The organism is Terrabacter sp. GCM10028922, from assembly GCF_042666095.1.
Classification (GTDB): domain Bacteria; phylum Actinomycetota; class Actinomycetes; order Actinomycetales; family Dermatophilaceae; genus Terrabacter.
The window spans coordinates 281,134-302,091 of sequence record NZ_JBHTFG010000023.1 but is presented as its reverse complement, the minus strand read 5'-3'; the positions used below and the strand labels follow the sequence as shown (position 1 = coordinate 302,091).

Below are 20,958 nucleotides of genomic sequence, written 5' to 3'. Positions count from 1 at the left end.
GCGAGGTGTGCGCGGGCCCATTGTGCCCCCGCGAGGCCCTCAGGGCAGTAGCAGCCGGGCCGCGACTCCGGCCGCGATGACGAGCAGCCCCGCCGCGAGAGCCAGCGTGTCGGCACCCCGCCACGGCGCGGGCCCCGCCCACGTGCGCCGCCGGGCCTCGGCGAAGCCACGGGCGTCCATGGCCAGCGCGAGCGTCGCGGCCTGGCCGAGCGCCCCGATGAGCAGGCCACCGGTGACGACGACGGCCTCACGGCCCTGCTCGACCGGCCCCCGGTCGGCGCGGATGCCCCGCACGCGCCGGGTCGTCATGAGCTCCCGCCAGAGCGTGTCGAACGCCTGCACGCGCTGGAGCGCCGCCGTGGCCGCGACGACGGGCCTGGGTGGCAGGCGAAGCCGCTGCGCGAGGTGGTCGCCGAGGCGTTCGGGGTCGAGGAAACCCACGACGAACGCCGACGGGACGAGGAGGCAGAGCACGCGCAGGGCGGCCCCCGAGGCGACCTCGAGGTCGCGGCCCCCGAGCAGCCAGGCGGACCATCCGACCCCGACGAGGGCGAGCGCGGCGGGCGCGAGCCGTGCCAGCACGCCCCGGACCCTCCCCTCGGGCGCGCGTCCGCGACCGGGGGCGAGCAGTCCGACGAGACCGAGCAGCACCTCGACGCCGAGGACGGTCAGCCCCTGACGCCACGTGTCGAGCAGCGCCGGCAGCGGTAGGACGCAGAGGGCGGCCGCGAGGAGGGCGAGCGGGCCGACACGTGCGACCAGTGGCCGCCGCTCCGGTTCGGTGTCAGGCGCGGGCTGGACCGGGGGGTGGAGCGTCATGACGCGGTCGGCGTCGGCGACGACGCCCGGGTCGTGCGTGGTCACGACGACGGCTGCGCCCTCGTGCCGGGCTGCCGCGAGGACGCCCGTCACGGCGGCCCAGGTGAGCCGGTCCTGGCCGACGGTCGGCTCGTCGGCGAGCACGAGGGCGGGGCCGTGGGCGACGGCGGAGGCCATCGCGAGCCGGCGCTGCTCGCCGCCCGACAGCTGACGCGGGTCGGCACCGGCGAGGTGCGTGAGGCCGAGGGCCTCGAGCAGGGCGTCGGCGCGACGGGCCGCCGCCTGGGAGTCGAGGCCGAGTGCGCGGGGCGTCGTCAGGACGTCGTCGCGGACCGTGCGGCCGACGATCGCGGTGGCTGCCCGTTGCGGCACCCACGCGACGACGCGGGCGAGATCGGGCGATGACCACTCGTGCGGCGGCGCGAGGCGGTCGCGGGCCGCGGCGTGGTCGCCGGCTTCGGCAGGTGTCAGGGGCAGGGCCACCGCGACACTTCCCCGCGCGGGCTCGACGAGCCCGCCGAGCGCCGCCATGAGTGAGGACTTGCCGGCCCCGCTGGGCCCGATGAGGGCCACGGTCCGGCCGGCACGCGCGTCGAGGTCGGCGCCGTCGACGGCGAGGGCGGTGCGGGACCGCTCCCCCAGCCGCCGGCTGCGGTGCTCGACCCGGATGCCGGAGGCTGCGACGACGAGCCGGCCGTCGGGCACCCGACCGGCGACCGCCTGCGCGAGCGGCTCGAGGTCAACCTCGAGCGGCTCGGGATCAGGCACTCCAGGCACCCAGATACCTTGTGCAGCAAGCGATTCCCCGCGCTCGGCCAGGACCTGCGCGGGGTCGCCGTCGGCGACGACCGTGCCGGTGGCGTCGAGCACGACGATGCGGTCGACGAGGTCGAGCCAGCCCTCGAGGCGGTGCTCGACGACGACGAGGGTCAGGCCGCGGCGCTCGACGACGTCGCCGACCACTGATCGCACCTCGGCCGCCGTGACGGCGTCGAGCATCGCGGTCGGCTCGTCGAGGAGGAGGACCGACGGCTCCATGACGAGGGCCCCGGCGAGGGCGAGGCGCTGCGACTCACCGCCGCTCAGCGTCGACGGCGAGGAGGCCGCAGGCATGGTGAGGCCGACCTCGCGCAGCGCCGCGTCGACGCGTCCGGGCATCTCGGCCGCCGGGACCGAGACGTTCTCGAGCCCGAACGCCACGTCACGCCCGATGCTCGACGCGACGACGCCCGCGCCGGGGTCCTGGAGCACGAGCCCGACCGAACCCGGAACCGCTTGCGGCGCCTGGCCGCCCACGGTGACCGAGCCGGACAGGTCGCCCGAGTCCGCCGTCAGCAGCAAGCCGGCGACGCCACGGAGCAGGGTCGACTTGCCCGACCCGCTCGGCCCGGCGAGCAGGACGCGCTCGCCGGGCTCGATGGTCAGGTCGAGACCGTCGAGGACCGGACGCGAGCGCCCGAACGGACGCCACGTGAGGCCCTCGACCCGCACGCCGGCACCGGACGTCACCGGTCGCGCCACCGGGTCGAGGTGTTCGGCTGATGGATGCACCGGCGCGTCTACCTCACACCAGTCAGACGGCTCGCCGCTCCCGGACCTCCTGGCCCGGTGGGAACGGGTTGAGGGCACCGACGAGGGCCAGCGCCTTCGTCAGCGCGACGGCGACGACCGAGCCCAGCACCGCGACGCTCGCACCGAGCAGGAAGAGGTAGGCGATCTTGTAGCTCCAGCCCCAGTCGGTCCAGTAGGAGTACCACTCGTAGACGGCCTCGAACGCGCCGCCGAGGAACCCGCCGAGCAGCAGTGGGCCCCAGTGGTACACGGCATACCCGAAGGCGGCGAAGCCGAGCTCGACACCGAGGCCCTGCACGAGCCCGGACACGAGCGTCGTCAGGCCCCACTGCGTGCCGATGAGCGCCGACACGATCGCCGCGAGGAGCTCGGTGAAGACCGCGGCGCCAGGACGGCGGATGATGAGGATGCCGACGATGCCGGCGACGAGCCACGGCCAGTTGAAGAGCGCGCCGAGGGGCGGGAAGCCTGCCGACACAGCCTCGGACGGGGCGGCGTAGACGAGACCCCACGCCCAGTAGGCGACGCCGAAGGCGACCCCGAGGAAGGCGCAGGTGAGCAGGTCGATGGTGCGCCAGCGGGTCAGCGGCCCGCTCGCGGTGATGGTGCTGGACATGATGGGACTCCCGGGTTCCAGTGGATGCAGATGGATACCTGGGGGAGGGCACCGGGACGGACACGTCGATGACGTGTGCCGCCAGGTGACCTGAGAACTACCGACTTCCTTCGCCGGTGCTAACCGGAGCAGGTTCGAGGGTCTGCGGCTCGGCCCGTCCGGGCTGCCGCACTCTCAGCGCGTCTCGCGCTCCCCTGTCGTGATGGGTGGTGGTGCTGTTCAGTTGTCGGGGGTGACTCTACTCCGCGCCGCATGGGTACAGTCACCGCATGGGCTCCAAGGACTCGAAGAAGGCCGCCGCGAAGGCGAAGGCCGCGGCCACCGGCACGCCGCGCACCCCTGTCGGGGGGCCGGTCTGGAAGGTCCTCAGTGTCGGCACGACGTTGCTCGCCACGAAGGTCGCGACCGATGCGGCGCAGAAGGGCTGGAAGCTCGCGACCGGCCGCAACGTGCCCGTCAAGGGTGACTACGAGCGCGAGCGCACGCGCGACGTCGTGCTCTTCACGGCCCTGTCGTCGATGGCGGTCGCCGCCGCGCGCGTCGCCGCCGAGCGGGGTGCCGCGACGTACTACCGGCGCTCGACGGGGCACCTGCCCAAGGCGCTCGAGGACGAGCAGGTCAAGCCCTCCGACAAGAAGGCGGCGAAGAAGCTCACCAAGGCCAGGCACAAGGCGGAGAAGGCGATGCAGAAGGCCATCGACAAGGCCACCGGGTCCCGGTAGCGCGTCGGCGAAGCCACCCATCGGCTGCTCCGGGGCTCAGCCGGCTCCTTCCGGTACGAGCACGGCGGCGCCACGCACCCGACCTGCCTCGAGGTCCTCGAGTGCCCGGTCCGCCTCGCCCAGCGGTACCGGCGTCGTGGCGACCCGGAGCCCCAGCCGCTCGGCGAGGAGCAGGAACTCCTCCCCGTCCTGCCTCGTGTTGCTCGTGACGCTGCGCAGGTTGCGCTCACGGAAGAGGTGACGCTGGTAGTCGAGCACCGGCACGTTGCTGACGTGGATGCCGGCGAGGGCCAGCGTGCCGCCGGGAGCCAGCGCCTCGAGGGCGATCGGCACCAGCTCACCGGCGGGCGCGAAGAGGATGGCTGAGTCGAGCGGGACGGGGGGCGCGTCGTGCGGCCCGCCCACGGAGGCCGCCCCCAGCTCCTCGGCCAGGGCGCGGGCGGCGGCGCCGCGCGTCAGGACGTGCACCTCGGCACCCTGCGCGACGGCGACCTGCGCGGTCAGGTGGGCGCTCGCGCCGAAGCCGTAGATGCCCAGCCTCCCTCCGGGCGGCAGCTCCGCCCGGCGCAGGGACCGGTAGCCGATGATCCCCGCGCACAGCAGCGGCGCCACCTCGACGTCGTCGAACGAGGCGGGCAACCGGTAGGCGAACGCCTCCGGCACGACCGCCCACGGGGCGTAGCCGCCGTCGGCGTCCCAGCCCGTGTAGCGCGAGGCAGCGCAGAGGTTCTCGCGCCCCGAGCGACACCATCGGCAGGAGCCGCACGTGGCCCGCAGCCAGGCGATGCCCACCCGGTCGCCGGGGACGAACCGGTGCGCACCCTCGCCGAGGAGCGCCACCTCCCCCACCACCTCGTGGCCGGGCACGACACGGTGCCGGTGCCGGGGCAGGTCGCCCGTGGCGACGTGCAGGTCGGTGCGGCACACCCCGCAGGCCCGGACGCGGACGAGCACCTCACCGGCCCCGGGCTCGGGGATCGACAGCTCTGCCCGGACGAGGGGGCGTCGCCGGAGCGGTCCGGGCTCGTCGACGACCCACGCGTGCATCGTGCTCACGGAGCCTCCCTCGGTCGTCGGGCGCGTCGGGGTGCACGGCTTTTCCTGATTGCACTCCTGCCGTCGCGTCCCGGCAAGGGCCGAGGTCCTGCCCGGACACCGACGTCGCCGGAACACAGGGGCCATCAGCTCTTCGCATCCGGGCCCGACCGTGCTGTCCTGATCTGACAGCGCATCGAGGAGGCCACCATGAGAGCGCATGTCGGAGACCGCATCATCCTCGCGGCCGAGCACGTCGATGAGCCCACCCGTGACGGGGAGGTGCTCGAGGTCCGTGGACCCGACGGCGGGCCGCCGTACGTCGTCAGATGGGCGGACGGCCGCACCGGCCTCATCTACCCCGGCCCCGGAGCCGTGCTGCGCCTCACCGCACCGGACGACGAGGCCGCGGCAGCCGCCCCGGCGCCCGCCACGAGCGGGGCGGACCAGCCGCAGCAGGCCCACCCACGCGAGTGGCAGGTCCGCGTCTCGCTCCTCGAGGCCGGTGACGACACGAACGCCACCGTGGTGCTCGTCGCCGACTCCCCGGAGCGGCTGAGTGCACGCGGATCGAGCCACCGGTCGGCCCACGACACGGCCTCGCGGGAGATCGGCGACGAGGTCGCCGTCGCCCGCGCGCTGCGCCACCTCGCCGACCAGCTCATCGCCAACGCCGAGCGTGACATCGGTAAGCGCACGGGCGAGCAGGCGCACGTCCGCACGACCTGAGCGACGCCGCCGCGCGTCCCACGTCCCACGTCACGCGTCGCCGACGCGGACCAGCCCCGTCTCGTACGCGAGCACGACCATCTGCACACGGTCGCGCAGTCCCAGCTTGGCGAGGATGCGGCCGATGTGGGTCTTGACCGTGGCCTCGGCGACGAAGAACGCCGCGGCGATCTCGGTGTTGTTCAGGCCCTTGCCGACGGCCTCGAGCACCTCACGCTCGCGCTCGGTCAGCACCTCGAGCCGCTCCCGGCCGCGGGGTGCGGCCGGGGCGGACAGGACCGGCAGAAAGCGGTCGAGGAGCCGCCGCGTCGGGCCGGGCGCGACGACCGCGTCACCGGTGTGCACGGCGCGGATCGCCGAGAGCAGCTCGGAGGGGCCGGCGTCCTTGAGCAGGAACCCCGCCGCACCCGCACGCAGCGCCGCGAAGACGTACTCGTCGAGGTCGAAGGTCGTCAGGACGAGGACCTTCGGGTACCCGCCGCGGTCGACGATCCGTCGGGTCGCCTCGATGCCGTCGAGCCGTGGCATCCGGATGTCCATGAGAACGACATCGACGTCGCGCCCGGGGAGCGCGTCGAGGGCGGCCTGTCCGTCGGCGCACTCGGCGACGACCTCGATGTCGGGCTCGGCGTCGAGCACCATGCGGAAGCCTGCACGCACGAGCGCCTGGTCGTCGACGATCATCACGCGGGTCGGGCGGTCGCTCGGCTGGTCGGTCAACGCGGCTCCTCCGTCGGCATCGTGGCGAGCACCTCGAACCCGCCGCCGGCGCCGGGTCCGGCTGTCAGCGTGCCACCGTGCACGGCGACGCGCTCGCGCATGCCGTGCAGGCCGTGGCCGTGGCCGTCGTCGAGGCTGCGCGCGCCGACGCCGTCGTCGGAGACCCGGATGCGGAGCAGGTCGGGACCCTGCTCGACGTCGACGACGGCGATGGCCCCCGCACCGGCGTGCTTGATGACGTTGGTCAGCGACTCCTGGATGACGCGGTATGCCGCGAGGTCGAGCCCCATGGCCCGGGGCCGCTCCGTACCCCGCACCGTGAGGGAGACCGGCACGCCGGCCGCCCGGACCCCGGCGACGAGGTCGCCGAGCTGGTCGACCCCGCCGGTCGGGGCGAGCTCGGCACCCGACTCGGGGTCGCGCAGCACGCCGACGAGGCGGCGGGTCTCCGTGAGGGCGTCGCGCGCGGTCGACCCGATGGTCTCGAGCGCACCGACCGACCGGGCGAGGGCGCCCTCGGGGCTGCGCTCGGCGGCATACGCGGCGCCGTCGGCCTGCACGACGATGACCGACAGCGCGTGGGCGACGACGTCGTGCATCTCGCGGGCGATGGACGCACGCTCCTGCTGGGCCGCGAGGCGCAGCTCCTGCTCGCGCTCCCGCTCGATCCGCTCGGCCCGGTCCTGGAGGTCGGCGAGACGTTGGAGCCGGGCGCGCTTGAGGTCGCCGAGGGTCCACGCCGACAGCGACGCCGCGGCGCAGGCCACGAAGGTGAAGAGGAACTCACCAGGACCGGGCACCTGGCCGCTGACGGCCGCGAACCGCACCCCTGCGATGGCGGAGCCGAGGGCCGCGACGCCGAGCCCGGCAAGTCGGACGGAGCGGCGGCGGTCGTAGGCGGCGAGCGAGTACAGCGCCACCAGGAAGGCGATGTCGCCGGGCAGCAGGTTGCTCGTCGGCAGGACGCGCACGGCCAGGGCGAGACTGACCACGGCGAAGGCCGTCGCCGGACGCGACCGACGCCAGACGAGGGCGAGGTTGGCGAGCCCGACGACGGCCCAGCCGCTCCCGTGACCCTCGCCGAGGATGACGAGGCCGAGCAGGGCCAGGGCGACGGCGAGCGGGACGTCGAGCAGCAGCGGCCGGCGCTGCAGCCAGTCGTAGACGTTGCCCTCGGTCACGGCCCGAGCCTACGAGGGCCGCGGATCGGGGGTCGTCAGACCCAGGTCGCACAGGGACTCCTGCCCCGGCCCTTCCCGCGAGGGTGCCCGAGGTGGTGTGCTTGGGGGGACCGCGAGCGCGAGGAGGTGTGCCATGGAGGCACAGGTGGGTGACCGCATCACGATGGCGGCGGAGCACGTCGGCCAGAGCACACGTGAGGGCACGATCCGCGAGGTGAAGGGCGCCGATGGCGGGCCCCCCTACGTCGTGGAGTGGTCCGACGGCCACACCGGGATCATCCATCCCGGCCCCGGCTCGGTGCTGCGCTGCGAGCACCCGGCCGACGAGGCCACCTCCTAGAGGTCCAGCGCGCGCACGATCGGCACCCCGGCCCGGTAGGCGAGGTGCAGGTGGCTCGGTGCGTCGATCACGGCGAGCTGCGCCGGCTGACCGGGAGCGACGCGCCGGTCCAGGCCGAGCGAGCGCGCCGAGACCGCGGTGGCCGCGTGCAGCGCCTCGGCCGGCGTCATCCCCATCTCGCGCACGGCGAGCGCGATGGCGAAGGGGATCGACGACGAGTAGCACGTGCCCGGGTTGCAGTCCGAGGCGATCGCGACCTCGACGCCCGCGTCGATGAGGCGCCGCGCGTCGGGGTAGGGCGAGCGCGTCGAGAACTCCACGCCGGGCAGCAGCGTCGCGACGGTCGTGCCGCGTGCGGCCGCGAGAGCCTCGACGTCGGCGTCGTCGAGGAACGTGCAGTGGTCGACGCTGCGCGCGCCGAGCTCGCACGCGAGCCGGACGCCCGGGCCGTGGCCGAGCTGGTTGCCGTGGACCCTGAGCGCGAGGCCGGCAGCGCGCCCGGCCTCGAGGATGGCGCGCGCCTCGTCGCCGTCGAAGGCGTGCGCCGAGTGTGGCTCGCAGAAGACGTCGATGCTCTCCGCGAGGCTCGTCGGGCCGTCGGCGACGACCGCGGCGAGCATGGGCCCGGTGACGAGGTCGACGTAGGCCGCACGGTCCGACGCGTACTCACGCGGCACGACGTGGGCTCCGAGGAACGTCGTGTGCGGCGTCAGCTCGCGGGCCACCCGGAGCGAGCGTAGCTCGTCGTCGAGAGTCAGGCCGTAGCCGCTCTTGATCTCGACGGTCGTCGTGCCCTGGGCCCGCATCTCCGCGACGCGGGCGGCCACGAGCGCGCGGAGCTCGTCGTCGCTCGCTGCCCGCGTGGCAGCGACCGAGACGGCGATGCCGCCGCCGTCGTAGGGAGTTCCCGTCATCCGGGCCGCGAACTCGGCCGAGCGGTCGCCGGCGAAGACGAGGTGCGTGTGCGAGTCGACGAAGCCGGGGATGACGGCGCGCCCGCCGAGGTCGCGCCGGTCGTCGGCGTCGGGCGCCCCCGCGGCGGGCCCCACCCACTCGATGACGCCCTCTGCCGACACGACGACCGCGGCGTCACGGACGATGCCGAGCAGCCGGTCGCCGGGATCGGGGTGGCCGTCGGCACGGTCCGGGTCGTTCGTCGTCAGCTCGGCGATGCCCGTGAGCAGCAGGCTCACGCCGGGACCCCTCCAGCCACCCGGTCGATCGCGCCGGCGAGCAGACGGCCGACGTCGCCCATCCGGTGGTGCCCGTCGCTGACGACGACGTCACCGCCGACGACGACGGTCGACACGTCGGAGGCGACGCACGCGTAGATGATCTGGTCGTGCGCCGCACCCGCGGTGTTGACCGTGTCGGTGCGCACGGTGACGAAGTCGGCCAGCGCGCCCTTGCTCAGGTGGCCGCCGTCGGACCAGCCGAGTGACCGGTAGCCGTTGAACGAGGCGGCGAGGAGCAGGTCGTTGGCCGAGAACCGGTCGCGCTCGTTGGTGACGAGCCGCTCGTGCATCTCCAGGCCGCGCAGCTCCTCGAAGGGGTCGATGACGACGTGCTGGTCGGATCCGAGCGAGATGGGACTGCCTGCGTCGTGCAGTGCGCGCGCGGGGCCGATGCCGTCGGCGAGGTCGCGCTCGGTCGTCGGGCAGAAGCACGCTCCGGTGCCGGTGCCGCCGAGCAGGTCGATGTCGCCGTCGTCCATGTGCGTGGCGTGGACGGCCGTCGAGTGGGCGCCGAGGGCCCCCGCCTCGTCGAGCAGCTGCGTCGGCGTGCGGCCGTAGAACATCTGGCACGCGAGGTTCTCGCCGTGCTGCTCCGACAGGTGCACGTGCAGCGGCAGGTCGCCCGCCGCCTCGACGACGCGAGGCAGGTCCTCGCGGCGGACGGCGCGCACCGAGTGGATCGCCGCGCCGAGGCGCACCCGGTCGGTCGCCCCTCGCCGCGCCGACATGCGCTCGGCCCACGCGTCGACCGTGCCGTCGCTGAAGCGGCGCTGGCCCGGGTGGAGCTCGACGTGGCCGCCGCCGTTGAGGCCGCCCTCGAGGTAGCAGGTGTCGAGCAGCGTCATCCGGATGCCCGCCTCGTCGGCGGCCTGGCGGACGGCGAGGCCCATCGCGTTCGGGTCTCCGTAGGGGTGCCCGCCCGGGCGGTGGTGGACGTAGTGGAACTCGCCCACGACGGTGATCCCGGCCTGCACCATCTCCGCGAACACCGCCCGGGCGAGCGCGAAGTAGGTGTCGGGGTTGAGCTGCTCCGCGGCGGCATACATCTGCTCGCGCCAGCTCCAGAAGTTGCCGCCGCCGCCGTTGACGCGACCGCGGAGCGCGCGGTGGAAGGCGTGGCTGTGCGCGTTGGCCATGCCGGGAAGCGTCACGCCTGCGAGGTGGACGTCACCCGGTTGCGGGTCGGCGTCGACGAGGACCTCCTTGATCAGGCCCTCCTGGGTCACGAGACGCACGCGTCGCGCAAACCCACCCGTCAACCAGGCACTCTCGCACCAGAACGCAGTCATCGGACCTCGCCCATCCAGCCGCTCATCGAGTGGTGTCCTTCCGTGTGCACAGTTCGGTCACGACGGCGGTGAGCGCCGTGACCCCATGGTGGCAGTCGTCCATGCCCGCCGACTCGGCGGGCGAGTGCGACACACCTGTGGGGTTGCGGACGAAGAGCATCGCGCTGGGCACGCCGTGGGTCGCGAGGATGCCGGCGTCGTGCCCGGCGCCCGTCCCGAGGAGCGGTGCGTCCGGGAGTATGCCGTGCAGCCGGCTGACGAGCGCCGGGTCGAACGTCGTCGTCGGCGTCCACGACTCGGGCGTGGTCGTCGCGCCGTGACGGCGGGCCTCGGCAGCCACGGCGTCGACCGCGGCGTGCACCACGTGCTCGCTGCGTCCGCGCGCGTCGAGCCAGGCCGTCACGTGGCTCGCGATCGCGTTGACCCCGCCCGGGACGACGTCCACCTTGCCGACGGTGGCCACGCAGCCCAGCGCGACGGCATACGACCTCGCGGTCTGGATGACCCCGGCGAGGCCGATCATCGCGTCGTGTCGGTCCTCGATGCGGGTCGTGCCGGCGTGGTTGGCCTCGCCGGGCAGGTCGATGCGCCAGCGGCCGTGCGGCCAGATGTCGGTGCCGATGGCCACGGCACGCGTCGGGTCGGAGAGGTCGTCGCCACCGTCTGGGGCTATCGCCAGCGCCTTGCCCTGCTCGACGTGCAGCTCGACGAACTGCCCGATGCGACGCACGGCCTCGTCGTCGCGGCCGAGCGACTCGGGGTCGCGCCCGACGCGCTGCCAGGCCTCGGCCATCGAGATGCCGTCACCGTCGGACAGGGACCGGGCGCGGTCGCCGTCGAGGGCGCCGGTGATGATGCGCGAGCCGGCACACGCGATGCCGAAGCGGGCGCCCTCCTCGTCGACGAAGTTCACGACGCCGAGCGGCACGTCGGGCTCGAACCCGGCATCGCGCAGCGCGTCGACGGTGGCGAGGGCGCTGACGACGCCGAGCGGCCCGTCGAACGCGCCCCCGTCGGGGACCGAGTCGAGGTGGGACCCGATGACGACTCCCGGGGTCGTGTCGGGGTCGCCCCACCAGGCCCACTGGTTGCCGGCGCGGTCCTCGACGACGTCGAGGCCTCGGGCCGCGCACTCCCCCGCGAACCACTCGCGCAGCTCGGAATCGGCCCTGGTCCATGCGTAGCGGCGGTAGCCGCCCGTCTCGCGGTCGCGACCGACGGGCTCGAGATCAGCCCACATCCGGTCGAAGCTCGTCGTCACCTCGATCACCACCCCTCGCGTTCCGAACCTCGAGCCCGGACCTCACGTCCGGACTCGTCACTAGGCTTCCTGACATGGACTCCGACCATGCCGCTGCTGCTGACCCTGACCGCGATGACACAGCCGAGCGTAGTGACTCGGGCTCGGGCCTGCCGGTCCGCACGCGGGCGGTCGCCGCGGCTCTCGCGGCCGGCATCGAGCACACGGTCACCCAGCACGGACGCGTCGGGAGCCTCGAGGAGGCGGCCGCCGCCCGGGGCATCGAGCCACGTGACCTCATCAAGACCCTCGTCGTACGCCGGGCCGAGGACGACCACGTCTTCGTCCTCGTGCCCGGAGACCGCACCTTCTCGTGGGCCAAGGTGCGCGCCCTGCTCGGCACGAACCGCATCTCGATGCCCGACGCCGAGGCCGCGAAGGCGGTGACGGGCTACGAGCGCGGCACCATCACGCCGTTCGGCTCGTCCACGCGCCTGCCCGTCATCGCCGACACCCACCTCGTCGGCCGGCGCATCTCTGTCGGCGGCGGCGCCCACGGCGTCGGCCTGACCGTGCACGGCGACGACGTCATCCGGCTCTTCGACGCGACCGTGGCCGACATCTCCGACGAGGAGGTCCGCAAGGGCTGACCCGCGACCCCGGTTCGATGTGTCCCGCGGTCGCCGGTGACCGCCGAACACATCGAACGAGGCGGACGGCATACGGTCTCAGGACTCCTGCATCGGGATGCGGACACCGCGCTCGTGCGCGACGCGGTCGGCGATGTCGTAGCCGGCGTCGACGTGACGGATGACGCCCATGCCGGGGTCGTTCGTCAGGACGCGGGCCAGCTTCTGCGCCGCGAGGTCCGTGCCGTCGGCGAGCGACACCTGGCCGGCGTGCAGGCTCCGCCCGATGCCGACGCCGCCGCCGTGGTGGATCGAGACCCAGCTCGCGCCCGAGCTCGTGTTGACGAGGGCGTTGAGCAGCGGCCAGTCGGCGATCGCGTCGGACCCGTCGGCCATGGCCTCGGTCTCGCGGTAGGGGCTCGCGACGGAACCACTGTCGAGGTGGTCGCGGCCGATGACGATCGGGGCACTCACCTCACCGGTGCGCACGAGCTCGTTGAACGCCAGACCGGCCTTGTCGCGCTCGCCGTAGCCGAGCCAGCAGATGCGGGCGGGCAGGCCCTGGAAGGCGATGCGCTCCTGCGCGCCGCGGATCCACTTGTGCAGGCGGTCGTTGTCGGGGAAGAGGTCGAGCACGGCCTTGTCGGTGGCGGCGATGTCCCTCGGGTCACCCGAGAGCGCGGCCCAGCGGAACGGGCCCTTGCCCTCGCAGAACAGCGGCCGGATGTAGGCCGGCACGAACCCCGGGAACTCGAACGCGCGGTCGTAGCCGCCCTGGCGGGCCTCGTCCCGGATCGAGTTGCCGTAGTCGAAGACCTCGGCGCCGGCGTCCTGGAACTCGACCATCGCCTTGACGTGCTTGGCCATCGAGGCCCGCGCCCGGTCGGTGAAGTCCTCGGGCTTCTTCTCCGCGTACTCGGCCCAGTCCTCGAGCGCGACGCCCTCGGGGAGGTAGGACAGCGGGTCGTGGGCCGACGTCTGGTCGGTGACGATGTCGATCTCTACGCCGCGACGCAGCAGCTCGGGGAAGACCTCGGCCGCGTTGCCGACGACCCCGACCGACCAGCCGCGGCGCTCCCGCTTGGCCGCGAGGGACTTCTCGATCGCGTCGTCGAGGTCCTTCGCGACCTCGTCGAGGTACCGGTGCTCGACGCGGCGCTGCAGGCGGGCCGGGTCGACGTCGACGACGAGGCACGCACCGTCGTTGAGCGTGACGGCGAGCGGCTGTGCGCCACCCATGCCGCCGCACCCACCGGTCAGGGTCAGCGTGCCAGCGAGCGTGCCGCCGAACTTCTTCTCGGCGACGGCGGCGAAGGTCTCGTAGGTGCCCTGGACGATGCCCTGGGTGCCGATGTAGATCCACGAACCGGCCGTCATCTGGCCGTACATCGTCAGGCCGAGGTGCTCGAGGCGGCGGAACTCGGGCCACGTGGCCCAGTCGCCGACGAGGTTGGAGTTGGCGATGAGGACGCGCGGAGCCCATTCGTGGGTCTGCATGACGCCGACCGGGCGGCCCGACTGGACGAGCATCGTCTCGTCCTGCTTGAGCGTCGTCAGGGTGCGGACCATCGCGTCGAAGGACTTCCAGTCGCGCGCCGCGCGTCCGGTGCCGCCGTAGACGACGAGGTCGTCCGGGCGCTCGGCGACCTCGGGGTCGAGGTTGTTCATGAGCATGCGGAGGGGGGCCTCGGTGGCCCACGACTGCGCGGTCAGCTGCGTGCCGCGTGCCGCGCGGACGGGACGTGCACCTTCCATGGTGATCTCCTTCTCGTATGCCGGGTGGGTCAGTTGAGCGGGCCGGTGGCCGACTCGGCGGCGGCGCGGACGTCGCCGTCGAGGACCGCGGCGTGCGCGCCCTCGATGTCGGGGGCCAGGAAGCGGTCCGGCCCCGGGTGGGCGTTGGTTCGGGCGTCGAGCGCCGCGATGACCGCGGCCGCAGCGGCGCCGGGCTCGAGCGGGGCGCGCAGGCGGATGCCGCGTGCCGCCGTGAGCAGCTCGATGGCGAGCACCCGGCCCAGGGCGTCGACGGATCGACGCAGCTTGCGCGCACCGGACCAGCCCATCGACACGTGGTCCTCCTGCATCGCCGAGCTCGGGATCGAGTCGACGGATGCGGGCACGGCCAGGCGCTTCATCTCCGAGACCATCGCGGCCTGCGTGTACTGGGCGATCATGAGGCCCGAGTCGACGCCGGGGTCGTCGGCGAGGAAGGGCGGCAGCCCGTGGTTGCGGGCCTGGTCGAGGAACCTGTCGGTGCGCCGCTCGGCCATCGACGCGACGTCGGCCGCGACGATCGCGAGGAAGTCGAGGACGTAGGCGACGGGAGCTCCGTGGAAGTTGCCGTTGGACTCGACGCGGCCGTCGGGCGTGACGACGGGGTTGTCGACGGCAGAGGCGAGCTCGGCCGCGGCGACACGGGCGGCGTGGTCGACGGTGTCACGGGCGCCACCGTGCACCTGGGGCGCGCACCGCAGCGAGTAGGCGTCCTGGACGCGGGTGCACTCCTCGGTGCGGTGAGACTCGCGGATCGGTGAGTTCGCCATGACGGCAAGGATGTTCGCGGCCGACGCGGCCTGGCCGGGGTGCGGCCGAAGCGCGTGCAGGTCCGCGGCGAAGACGTCGTCCGTGCCGAGCAGGCCCTCGACGCTCATCGCGGCGCTGACGTCGGCGACCGTGAGCAGGTGGCGCAGGTCGTGGATCGCCAGGACGAGCATGCCGAGCATGCCGTCGGTGCCGTTGATGAGGGCGAGGCCCTCCTTCTCCGCGAGGACGACCGGCTCGATCCCGTTGTCGCGCAACGCCGTTGCCGCATCGGTGAGCGTGCCGTCCGCCAGACGCACCGGGCCCTCACCCATGACCGCCAGGGCGCAGTGCGCCAGCGGGGCCAGGTCGCCGGAGCAGCCGAGCGACCCGTACTCGTGCACGACGGGCGTGATGCCGGCACTCAGCACGGCGGCATACGCCCGGGCGACCTCGAGGCGCACGCCGGTGCGGCCGGTCGCGAGCGTCGACAGACGGAGGAGCATGAGGGCCCGCACGACCTCGCGCTCGACCTCGGGGCCGGCGCCGGCGGCGTGCGAGCGCACGAGCGAGCGCTGCAGCTGGGCGCGCAGCTGCGTCGGGATGTGGCGGGTGGCGAGGGCCCCGAAGCCCGTGGAGACTCCGTAGTGCGCCACCGTGTCGTCGGCGAGCGCCTCGACGACGGCGCGGCTGCGGGCGATCTCCGCCTCGGCCTCTGGCGCCAGCTCGACGCGGGCGTCGTGCCGGGCGACGGCGACGACCTCGTCGAGCGTGAGCGGACCGGTTGGGACGGTGACGGTGCCGGTGACGGTGGGAAGGGCTGCGTCCATGACACCCATCGAACCGCCGTAACGGTGGCGCGACGGTCCATGGAGGAGCACAATTGTCTCGGATGCGAGACGTCGATGATCGCGGACAGGAGGTGGACGCGCATGTCCAACGCGCCGGCCGCCGCCAACGCGCTCGACGTCCTCGAGCACCTGTCGCGGCACGCCGAGCCGGTGCCGGCCGCCTCGATCGCGCGCGACCTCGGACTGCCCCGCAGCTCGGTCTACCACCTGCTCAAGGTGCTGCACAGCCGCGGCTACGTCACCCACTACGTGGAGGAGCGGCGCTTCGGGCTCGGCCAGGCGGCATACGAGCTGGGGTCGGCCTACCAGCGCCAGGCGCCGCTGGCCCGCGTCGCGCGCGCGGCGATGCGGCGCCTCGTCGACCAGTGCGGACGCAACGCCCACTTCGCGACCCTCGACGGCCGCGACGTCATCTACCTCCTCGAGGAGCGTGCGCCGGGCCAGCCCATGCTCGTGACCGACGTCGGCGTCCGGCTGCCCGCCCACCTGACCGCGAGCGGCCTCGCGATGCTCTCCGCGCTCCCCGCCACGCAGGTGAGGGCGCTCTACCCCGACCGCGACTCCTTCGTCCAGCGCGGCGGTGGTGGGCCCCGGTCGCTGGCCGAGCTCCGCAGCCTTCTCGCGCGCACCCGCACCGACGGGCACGCCCGCGAGGAGGGGACCGTCACGGCGGACCTCTCGTCGGTCGCCGTGCCGGTCCTCGACCGCGGCGGACGCCCGCTCGCGGCCGTCGCCCTGACCCTGCGCACCGGTGACGCCACCGACGAGCACGTGGGCGACCTCGTGGCCCGGGCCCGCGTGGCGGCCGTCGACGTCGCCCGACGGCTCAGCCCGAGCTCGACGTCCTCCCGGCGTTGAGGCGCCCGCTCTCCTAGGGTGCGGGCATGGACATCTTCCTCGTCGGCGGTGGCTGGGACGACGCGCTCGCGCCGCAGGTCTACGGCGGCTTCGTCGAGGCGGCCGCGCGCGCCGCCGGCGGGGTCCCGCGCATCCTGCTCGTCGTCATGGGCACCGACCCCGAGTCGCTCGAGTACCACGACCGCTACCTCCACACGCTCGGCCTCGTCGGCGGCCACGCGCTCGTCGTCGAACGCGTCGCCGAGGGCACGCCCTTCGACGCGACGGCGCTCGACGGCGTCGACGCCCTCTTCGTCGGTGGCGGGCCGACGCCCGAGTACCACGCGTCGCTCTCCCCCGCGTACGACCGCATCCGCTCCCTCGTGACCGGCGGTATGCCGTATGCCGGGTTCTCCGCGGGCGCGGCCATCGCGGCCACGCACGCCGTCATCGGCGGATGGCGCGTCGACGGCAACCCGGTCTGCCCCGAGGACAGCAACGAGGAGCTCGACGACGTCACCGTCGTCGAGGGCATCGGGCTCGTCGAGGGGGCCGTCGACGTGCACGCCGCCCAGTGGGGCAACGTCTCACGGCTCGTGGCCGCGGTCGAGGCGGGCCTGGTGCCGCACGGCGTCGCCATCGACGAGGACACGACGCTCGGTCCGGGTGGCCGGGTCGTGGGCGCGGGTCACGTGTGGCACGTCACCTCGGTGGGCGGCGCGGACGGCGGGGCGCTCGTGCGGCGCCGGGGCGCGGGTCAATAGGGTCGCCCCATGCGCGCGATCACGATCCCCGAGCCCGGAGACGCCGACAGCCTCGTCCTCGACGAGGTGCCGGACCCGGAGCCGGGTCCGGGGCAGGTGCTGCTCGACGTCGTGGCGGCCGGGGTCAACCGCGCCGACGTCATGCAGCGGCTCGGCCACTACCCGCCCCCGCCGGGTGCGTCGGAGTACCCCGGGCTCGAGGCCAGCGGTCGTGTCGCGGCGCTCGGCGAGGGGGTCGAGGGGTGGCACGTCGGTGACGAGGTCTGCGCGCTCCTCGACGGCGGCGGCTACGCCGAACGCGTCGTCGCGCCCGCGGAGCAGCTGCTCCCGGTGCCGCGCGGGGTGTCGCTCGAGGACGCCGCGGGCCTGCCCGAGGTGACCTGCACCGTCTGGTCCAACGTCTTCCTCGTCGCCAACATCCAGCCCGGTCAGGTGCTGCTCGTCCACGGCGGCTCGTCCGGCATCGGCACGATGGCGATCCAGCTGGCCAGGGCCGTCGGCGCCCACGTCGCCGTCACGGCGGGCAGCCAGGCGAAGCTCGACGTCTGTCGTGACCTCGGTGCGGAGCACCTCGTCAACTACAAGGAGGAGGACTTCGTCGAGCGGGTCCGCGAGCTGACCAAGGGCCACGGTGCCGACGTCGTCCTCGACAACATGGGCGCGAAGTACCTCGGCCGCAACGTCGAGGTCCTCGCCACGAACGGCCGCCTCGTGACCATCGGCCTCATGGGCGGGCGGCGCGGCGAGCTCGACATGGGCATGCTCCTCGCCAAGCGCGGGGCCGTCATCGCGACGTCCCTGCGGGCTCGCCCGGCGACGGAGAAGGCCGCCATCGTCGCCGCCGTGCGCGAGCACGTCTGGCCGCTCATCGAGTCGCGCGACGTCCGGCCGGTCATCCACTCGCGACACCCGCTCGAGCATGCGGCCGAGGCCCACCGCGAGCTGGAGGCCTCGGCGCACATCGGGAAGATCCTCCTGACGACCTGAGCACCGGGCGGCCTTGCCCGACGGGACGATTCGGCCGTGTCCACTCGTTGGGGTTACGCGTGACCGGCCACGGGCGTACCGTCGGTCAATGGACCACTTCGCTTGAAGCGGCCCCCGATCTGAAACGGGAGGTTCATGGTGTTCATCCAGGTCATCCAGGGTCGGTGCAAGGACGCCGACGCCATCCACCGGCAGATGGACCGGTGGCGTGACGAGCTCGAGCCGGACGCCAAGGGCTGGCTCGGCGGCACGTACGGCATCACCGACGACGACGAGTTCGTGGGCATCGTCCGCTTCGACTCCCGCGAGTCCGCCGAGCGCAACTCCAACCGGCCCGAGCAGGGCGCCTGGTGGGCGGAGACACAGCGCCTCTTCGACGGCGAGGTCTCGTTCCACGACTGCGACGACGTGACGATGATGCTCGACGGCGGCAGCGACGACGCGGGCTTCGTCCAGGTCATCCAGGGGCGCCTCAGCGACCCCGAGAAGTTCCGCCACATGATGGAGGGGCCGATGGACACCCTCCACGAGGCTCGACCCGACATCCTCGGCGGCACCATCGCCGTCGACGCCGACGGCTTCTTCACCCAGACGGTCGCGTTCCGCACCGAGGCGGAGGCCCGCGAGGGTGAGAAGAAGAGCCCGCCGCCCGAGGTCCAGGCCGAGATGGACGAGATGTCCAAGATGATGACCGACGTCAGCTACCACGACCTGCACCACCCGTGGTTCGCCACGGCTGGGTCGCGCTGACCGGTCCGCCGGCCCACGTATGCCGCCGCGGGTCGTCCCCCCCTGTGGGACGACCCGCGGTTCTGGTGCCGGGCCCTGACCGCACTGACCGGCACACGACGGGGTGAGGCAGGATGGGGCGCATGAGTGACGACGCCAGCCGACAGGGCCAGAGCACTGACGACGGGACGCGCGACGACCCCCGCATCGTGGTCGTGACGCCGGACGGGATGGGGGTGGCGACGGCGCCGAACAGCGACGGCCGCGACGCCGAGGACCCCGACGCCGACGAGCCCCGTGGGCGCACCAACCCGGCCGACCTCGTCGAGGAGCCCGCGAAGGTCATGCGCATCGGCTCGATGATCAAGCAGCTGCTCGAGGAGGTGCGCAACGCGCCGCTCGACGAGGCCGGTCGCCGACGCCTCGCCGACGTGCACCACCGGTCCCTCGAGGAGCTCAAGGACGGCCTCGCCCCTGAGCTCGTCGAGGAGCTCGACCGCATCGCGCTGCCCTTCCGCGACGAGTCGCCGAGCGACGCAGAGCTGCGCATCGCGCAGGCCCAGCTCGTCGGCTGGCTCGAAGGCCTGTTCCACGGCATCCAGACGGCCCTCGTCGCCCAGCAGATGGCCGCCCAGCAGCAGCTCCAGCAGATGCGGGCCCTGCCGCCCGGTCCCGGCGCGTCCTACGGCACACCTCCGGGCACCCACCCGGGCCAGCACGCCCCGGGCGAGGCCGGTCCCACCGGCCAGTACCTCTGAACCACAGCGCAGCCGGGCAGCACCGATGCGCGCCGTCGTCTACGACGAGCCCCGCCGCTTCGAGGTCCGAGAGGTGCCCACGCCGGGCGCCGGCGCGGGTGAGGTCGTCGTCGACGTCCAGCTCGCAGGTGTCTGCGGCACCGACCTGCACCTGCACGGGGGTGGGTTCTTCGCCTCCTTCCCGCTGACGCCTGGGCACGAGTCGGTCGGCACGGTCCGCGAGGTTGGTGAGGGCGTCGGGCACGTCAGCGTCGGGCAGCGCGTCGTCGTCGACAACGCGTCGGCGTGCGGCCGGTGCGCCCCGTGCTCGCGCGGTGAGGCGCTCTTCTGCGAGCACTTCCACTCGCTCGGCGTCAACGCTCCCGGCGGGTTCGCCGAGGCCCTCGTGTCCCCCGCGCACAAGGTGTATGCCGCCGACGACCTGCCGCTCGACGTGGCCGTCGTCGCCGAGCCGCTCGCGTGCGCCGTGCACGGCATGGACGTCCTGGGGCTCCGGCCGGGCGCCGACGTGCTCGTCGTCGGGTCCGGCACGACCGGACTGCTCCTGACCCAGCTGCTCGTGCACGGGGGCGCCGGGCGCGTCACCGTGGCCGCGCCGACCGAGTTCAAGCTCGAGCTCGCGCGCGCCTACGGCGCCGACCGGGTCGTGCGCGTCACGCGTGACGCCGCAGAGACAGCGAGCACCCTTGTCGCCCTCCAGCCGCAGGGCTTCGACGTCGCGATCGACGTGACCGGCGCGGCGTCGGTGGTCGAGACGCTGCCGTCACTCACGTCGACGAACGGCACTGTCTTCGTCTACGGCATGTGCGACGAGGACGACCGGATCGCGCTGCGCCCCTACGACGTCTTCCGACGACAGCTCACGGTCAAGGGCTCGTTCGCCCAGGTCAACTGCATGGACCGCTCGCTCGCCATGCTCCGCTCGGGCCGGGTGATCACCGAGGGGCTCATCACTCACCGCTTCGCGCTGGCCGACTACGGCGCGGCACTCGAGGCCCTGGCCCACGACCCGACGAGCCTCAAGGTCGTCGTCGAGCCGCAGCACTGAGACCCGCCGGCCCTACGGTCGCGGGTGCCGCGCCGGCGTGCGTGGCGCCGGTCGACCGGGCCGGCCCCGAGCCGCCCACGGGGCGACGAGGAGCAGCAGCCACGCGAACCCGACGACGAAGCTCGCCACGAGGATGACCGCTCCTGCCGCGCCGCCGAGGAGGCGTGGCCCGAAGCCGAGCAGCACGGCATACGTGACGAAGAGCGTGCCGACGACGGCCTTACGGCGAAAGGACCCCACGACTCCTCCTCGCTGCTTCGCGGTCCGAGACCCCATGTGAGCACCCCGACGTGAACGCGTGGTGCTGCCGAGGTGACGTGTCCGCGTCCGGTTAGGG

At 73.5% G+C, this 20,958-nt stretch carries 21 protein-coding genes and 1 riboswitch; of the genes, 10 read left to right on the top strand and 11 right to left on the bottom strand.

Translation table 11 applies throughout. The annotated features are described in order from the left end of the window. Positions 1-39: 39 nt before the first annotated feature. Positions 40-2,328 carry an ATP-binding cassette domain-containing protein gene (locus tag ACFQU3_RS18215; protein ID WP_385912341.1) on the bottom strand — a complete coding sequence of 763 codons (2,289 nt, stop codon included), beginning with the start codon at positions 2,326-2,328 and terminating at the stop codon, positions 40-42. Positions 2,329-2,392: 64 nt separating this feature from the next. Continuing rightward, positions 2,393-3,007 (bottom strand): ECF transporter S component, encoded by a 615-nt coding sequence (locus ACFQU3_RS18210; protein WP_385912339.1) that lies wholly within the window; start codon positions 3,005-3,007, stop codon positions 2,393-2,395. 88 nt (positions 3,008-3,095) lie between these two features. Next, positions 3,096-3,213, bottom strand: a riboswitch (TPP riboswitch). 63 nt (positions 3,214-3,276) lie between these two features. On the opposite strand from ACFQU3_RS18210, the gene ACFQU3_RS18205 reads away from it, so the two are divergent. Beyond that, on the top strand, positions 3,277-3,729 hold the full coding sequence (locus ACFQU3_RS18205; RefSeq protein ID WP_385912337.1) for a DUF4235 domain-containing protein: 453 nt from the start codon (positions 3,277-3,279) through the stop codon (positions 3,727-3,729). A 36-nt stretch (positions 3,730-3,765) separates the two neighbouring features. On the opposite strand, the gene ACFQU3_RS18200 is transcribed toward ACFQU3_RS18205, so the two are convergent. Continuing rightward, positions 3,766-4,776, bottom strand: a complete 1,011-nt coding sequence (locus tag ACFQU3_RS18200; protein WP_385912737.1) for a zinc-dependent alcohol dehydrogenase family protein — start codon at positions 4,774-4,776, stop codon at positions 3,766-3,768. 198 nt (positions 4,777-4,974) lie between these two features. Between ACFQU3_RS18200 and ACFQU3_RS18195 the strand changes: the two genes are divergently transcribed. Then, positions 4,975-5,493 (top strand): DUF1918 domain-containing protein, encoded by a 519-nt coding sequence (locus ACFQU3_RS18195; protein WP_385912335.1) that lies wholly within the window; start codon positions 4,975-4,977, stop codon positions 5,491-5,493. A gap of 30 nt (positions 5,494-5,523) precedes the next feature. Here the strand turns inward: ACFQU3_RS18195 and ACFQU3_RS18190 are convergent, their stop codons facing one another. Next, positions 5,524-6,177: a response regulator gene (locus ACFQU3_RS18190; RefSeq protein ID WP_385912735.1), complete on the bottom strand. Its 654-nt coding sequence runs from the start codon at positions 6,175-6,177 to the stop codon at positions 5,524-5,526. 32 nt (positions 6,178-6,209) lie between these two features. Next, positions 6,210-7,394: a sensor histidine kinase gene (locus ACFQU3_RS18185; protein ID WP_385912333.1), complete on the bottom strand. Its 1,185-nt coding sequence runs from the start codon at positions 7,392-7,394 to the stop codon at positions 6,210-6,212. A 133-nt stretch (positions 7,395-7,527) separates the two neighbouring features. On the opposite strand from ACFQU3_RS18185, the gene ACFQU3_RS18180 reads away from it, so the two are divergent. Then, complete coding sequence (locus ACFQU3_RS18180) at positions 7,528-7,734, top strand: DUF1918 domain-containing protein (protein WP_385912331.1); 207 nt, start codon at positions 7,528-7,530, stop codon at positions 7,732-7,734. Here ACFQU3_RS18180 and hutI read toward each other — a convergent pair. Genes hutI through ACFQU3_RS18165 form a run of 3 tightly spaced genes read right to left on the bottom strand, consistent with a single transcriptional unit; the run spans position 7,731 to position 11,528 of the window. Continuing rightward, on the bottom strand, positions 7,731-8,927 hold the full coding sequence (gene hutI / locus ACFQU3_RS18175; RefSeq protein ID WP_385912329.1) for an imidazolonepropionase: 1,197 nt from the start codon (positions 8,925-8,927) through the stop codon (positions 7,731-7,733). The two genes, ACFQU3_RS18180 and hutI, sit on opposite strands and share 4 nt — an antisense overlap. After that, a complete protein-coding gene (locus ACFQU3_RS18170; protein WP_385912327.1) occupies positions 8,924-10,258 on the bottom strand; it encodes a formimidoylglutamate deiminase in 1,335 nt (444 codons plus the stop codon). The genes hutI and ACFQU3_RS18170 overlap by 4 nt, the downstream gene beginning before the upstream one ends. Positions 10,259-10,280: 22 nt before the next feature. Beyond that, on the bottom strand, positions 10,281-11,528 hold the full coding sequence (locus ACFQU3_RS18165) for an allantoate amidohydrolase (RefSeq protein ID WP_385912325.1): 1,248 nt from the start codon (positions 11,526-11,528) through the stop codon (positions 10,281-10,283). A 65-nt stretch (positions 11,529-11,593) separates the two neighbouring features. Between ACFQU3_RS18165 and ACFQU3_RS18160 the strand changes: the two genes are divergently transcribed. Next, positions 11,594-12,148, top strand: coding sequence for an aminoacyl-tRNA deacylase (locus ACFQU3_RS18160; RefSeq protein ID WP_385912323.1), 555 nt, complete (start codon positions 11,594-11,596; stop codon positions 12,146-12,148). Between the two features lie 78 nt (positions 12,149-12,226). Here the strand turns inward: ACFQU3_RS18160 and hutU are convergent, their stop codons facing one another. Together hutU and hutH are read right to left on the bottom strand one after the other, a co-directional pair. Beyond that, positions 12,227-13,882, bottom strand: a complete 1,656-nt coding sequence (gene hutU, locus ACFQU3_RS18155; protein ID WP_385912322.1) for a urocanate hydratase — start codon at positions 13,880-13,882, stop codon at positions 12,227-12,229. Between the two features lie 29 nt (positions 13,883-13,911). Next, entirely contained in the window at positions 13,912-15,477 is a 1,566-nt protein-coding gene (gene hutH, locus ACFQU3_RS18150) for a histidine ammonia-lyase (RefSeq protein WP_385912320.1), read from the bottom strand. Between the two features lie 102 nt (positions 15,478-15,579). Here hutH and ACFQU3_RS18145 point away from each other — a divergent pair, with 102 nt between their 5' ends. From ACFQU3_RS18145 to ACFQU3_RS18120, 6 genes are all read left to right on the top strand, one after another. Then, positions 15,580-16,356: an IclR family transcriptional regulator gene (locus tag ACFQU3_RS18145; protein ID WP_385912318.1), complete on the top strand. Its 777-nt coding sequence runs from the start codon at positions 15,580-15,582 to the stop codon at positions 16,354-16,356. A 26-nt stretch (positions 16,357-16,382) separates the two neighbouring features. Continuing rightward, positions 16,383-17,099 (top strand): peptidase S51, encoded by a 717-nt coding sequence (locus ACFQU3_RS18140; RefSeq protein ID WP_385912316.1) that lies wholly within the window; start codon positions 16,383-16,385, stop codon positions 17,097-17,099. 9 nt (positions 17,100-17,108) lie between these two features. Next, positions 17,109-18,086 (top strand): NAD(P)H-quinone oxidoreductase, encoded by a 978-nt coding sequence (locus ACFQU3_RS18135; protein WP_385912315.1) that lies wholly within the window; start codon positions 17,109-17,111, stop codon positions 18,084-18,086. Between the two features lie 135 nt (positions 18,087-18,221). Then, a complete protein-coding gene (locus ACFQU3_RS18130; RefSeq protein WP_385912313.1) occupies positions 18,222-18,836 on the top strand; it encodes a hypothetical protein in 615 nt (204 codons plus the stop codon). A gap of 122 nt (positions 18,837-18,958) precedes the next feature. Then, positions 18,959-19,573 carry a bacterial proteasome activator family protein gene (locus ACFQU3_RS18125; RefSeq protein WP_385912311.1) on the top strand — a complete coding sequence of 205 codons (615 nt, stop codon included), beginning with the start codon at positions 18,959-18,961 and terminating at the stop codon, positions 19,571-19,573. A 25-nt stretch (positions 19,574-19,598) separates the two neighbouring features. Next, positions 19,599-20,621, top strand: coding sequence for an alcohol dehydrogenase catalytic domain-containing protein (locus tag ACFQU3_RS18120; RefSeq protein WP_385912309.1), 1,023 nt, complete (start codon positions 19,599-19,601; stop codon positions 20,619-20,621). 12 nt (positions 20,622-20,633) lie between these two features. On the opposite strand, the gene ACFQU3_RS18115 is transcribed toward ACFQU3_RS18120, so the two are convergent. Next, positions 20,634-20,861: a hypothetical protein gene (locus ACFQU3_RS18115; RefSeq protein ID WP_385912307.1), complete on the bottom strand. Its 228-nt coding sequence runs from the start codon at positions 20,859-20,861 to the stop codon at positions 20,634-20,636. Positions 20,862-20,958 lie beyond the last annotated feature (97 nt).

Excerpts from the sequence above, each read along its gene's own strand:
- ACFQU3_RS18210 (WP_385912339.1), bottom strand. The coding sequence starts at position 3,007 with ATGTCCAGCACCATCACCGCGAGCGGGCCGCTGACCCGCTGGCGCACC.
- ACFQU3_RS18205 (WP_385912337.1), top strand. The coding sequence starts at position 3,277 with ATGGGCTCCAAGGACTCGAAGAAGGCCGCCGCGAAGGCGAAGGCCGCG.
- ACFQU3_RS18200 (WP_385912737.1), bottom strand. The coding sequence starts at position 4,776 with ATGCACGCGTGGGTCGTCGACGAGCCCGGACCGCTCCGGCGACGCCCC.
- ACFQU3_RS18195 (WP_385912335.1), top strand. The coding sequence starts at position 4,975 with ATGAGAGCGCATGTCGGAGACCGCATCATCCTCGCGGCCGAGCACGTC.
- ACFQU3_RS18190 (WP_385912735.1), bottom strand. The coding sequence starts at position 6,177 with ATGATCGTCGACGACCAGGCGCTCGTGCGTGCAGGCTTCCGCATGGTG.
- ACFQU3_RS18180 (WP_385912331.1), top strand. The coding sequence starts at position 7,528 with ATGGAGGCACAGGTGGGTGACCGCATCACGATGGCGGCGGAGCACGTC.
- ACFQU3_RS18170 (WP_385912327.1), bottom strand. The coding sequence starts at position 10,258 with ATGACTGCGTTCTGGTGCGAGAGTGCCTGGTTGACGGGTGGGTTTGCG.
- ACFQU3_RS18160 (WP_385912323.1), top strand. The coding sequence starts at position 11,594 with ATGGACTCCGACCATGCCGCTGCTGCTGACCCTGACCGCGATGACACA.
- hutU (WP_385912322.1), bottom strand. The coding sequence starts at position 13,882 with ATGGAAGGTGCACGTCCCGTCCGCGCGGCACGCGGCACGCAGCTGACC.
- hutH (WP_385912320.1), bottom strand. The coding sequence starts at position 15,477 with ATGGACGCAGCCCTTCCCACCGTCACCGGCACCGTCACCGTCCCAACC.
- ACFQU3_RS18145 (WP_385912318.1), top strand. The coding sequence starts at position 15,580 with ATGTCCAACGCGCCGGCCGCCGCCAACGCGCTCGACGTCCTCGAGCAC.
- ACFQU3_RS18140 (WP_385912316.1), top strand. The coding sequence starts at position 16,383 with ATGGACATCTTCCTCGTCGGCGGTGGCTGGGACGACGCGCTCGCGCCG.
- ACFQU3_RS18135 (WP_385912315.1), top strand. The coding sequence starts at position 17,109 with ATGCGCGCGATCACGATCCCCGAGCCCGGAGACGCCGACAGCCTCGTC.
- ACFQU3_RS18130 (WP_385912313.1), top strand. The coding sequence starts at position 18,222 with ATGGTGTTCATCCAGGTCATCCAGGGTCGGTGCAAGGACGCCGACGCC.
- ACFQU3_RS18125 (WP_385912311.1), top strand. The coding sequence starts at position 18,959 with ATGAGTGACGACGCCAGCCGACAGGGCCAGAGCACTGACGACGGGACG.
- ACFQU3_RS18120 (WP_385912309.1), top strand. The coding sequence starts at position 19,599 with ATGCGCGCCGTCGTCTACGACGAGCCCCGCCGCTTCGAGGTCCGAGAG.